This window comes from Lactobacillus hamsteri DSM 5661 = JCM 6256 (assembly GCF_000615445.1).
GTDB lineage: Bacteria > Bacillota > Bacilli > Lactobacillales > Lactobacillaceae > Lactobacillus > Lactobacillus hamsteri.
In genome coordinates, this window is sequence record NZ_BALY01000067.1 from 1 (window position 1) to 1596 (window position 1596).

At 39.1% G+C, this 1596-nt stretch carries 1 protein-coding gene; it reads left to right on the plus strand.

Annotated elements, in window-relative coordinates; translation table 11 throughout:
* Positions 1–134 precede the first annotated feature (134 nt).
* The gene (locus tag JCM6256_RS09140; RefSeq protein WP_025081368.1) at positions 135–1541 is read left to right on the plus strand and encodes an ISLre2 family transposase; all 1407 of its coding nucleotides are present in this window, start codon (positions 135–137) and stop codon (positions 1539–1541) included.
* Positions 1542–1596 lie beyond the last annotated feature (55 nt).

Here is a 1596-nt window from a genome sequence, read left to right on the forward strand (position 1 = left end):
CTAAGTGTAAAATAGTTTGCGGTAACGTTTAAATATAAATTAAAAGGAGTCAAATCCATTTCAGGACTTGACTCCAAAACAAAAAGACCAGTAGTCTGATGTTAAGCAAAAAACACATTAGAAGCTGGTCTTTTATGGAATTAATTGTAACTGAAATCGTCAAAATTATAAAGTCTGAAACTAATATTATTAAACGTGAAAAAGCTTTAGTAGTTTTCTTTCTCAATTTGATTAGAGACTTAATGGCTTTAGCCTTGGAACAGGTTGATCAAGAGCTGAGCGAATCAATGAAGAATCAAGGCTACCAGATTGAAAAGAAGAATCAACGTTCAATCAATATGGCTTTTGGTGAAGTAACTTATGCCAGAAGAAGATACGTGAAGGCTGGCCAAGCGAGTCGCTATCCGTTAGATGAATTAATGGGCTTTGATAAGTACAAACATTACAGTGTTTTAGCTGTCAGAAATATTTTAGAAGTAAGCAGTGTTGCCACTTATCGCAATACTGCCCTAGCCGTTAATTGCCTTTCGAGCTTTGACATTAGTCATGCACAGATTGGCAATTTAGTTAAGACTGCAGGTCGAAGGATCAAAGAACAACAAGAAGCTGACAGTCGTTATGATGCTCAAACTGCAAAAAAACAAGTACCAGTACTGTATCTTGAAGGTGACGGCGTCATGATTAAAGGCACTCAAGGTCGTTTAGAGTTTCATCGTTATCAGGTCTGTGAAGGCTTACGTAATGTGACCTACAAACGTAGAGAGCGGACTAATGCCAAAGAATTTGTGTCGCTAAGCCGTTTGGACGCATTGAATGAAGCTAAGGAATATTTAGCTAATACTTATGACTTAACTGATACTTTGATTATCAGTAATGCCGATGGCGGTGCTGGTTATACTAAAAAAGACTTTGACGAGATTGTTGGTCGCTGCAATAAACATGAGCACTTTTTAGATGTTTTCCACCTAAACAAAAAGATTAAAGATCGTCTTTGCTTCGCCCCAGAACTGCAGGGTAAATTGACTTATGCCTTAGAGTTTAAGTACGACCGTGACTTAGTGAATACAATCTTGAATACCGCTGAAAGTAAACTGATTGATGAGCTAGATACTGCGCAAAACCATGAGCATCTCGCCCGACTTCGCAGTTATATTGATCGCCGCTGGGACGATATCAAGCCATTCAAAATGCGAGATCTGAAAGTTGCTAAGGCAATCGGCAGCTGCGAGAGCAATCACCGTAAGTACACTTATCGGGTTAAAGGTCAAGGCAAGTACTGGTCTGAAGCCGGTGCAGAAGGCATGCTTCGGATTTTGACCTGCATCAAAAATCGTGATTTAGAGCAATGGCTCAATAGTGATTTTGAAACAGGCAAATTAATCAGCTTGGACCATAAGAAACTGCTGGCAGCACTCAGAGATAGCTTGAAGCGCCGTCACGAAACTCACATTGGAATTCAACATGGAGCACTAACCGCAGAAGTTGTTGGGGGAAGCTATTTAGCTAAATTAAATCGAATATTAAACCACATAAAATATTAAGAAATTAAGGTCAGACTAATGGTTTTTAGGCTACCGCAAAAATATTGACACTTAC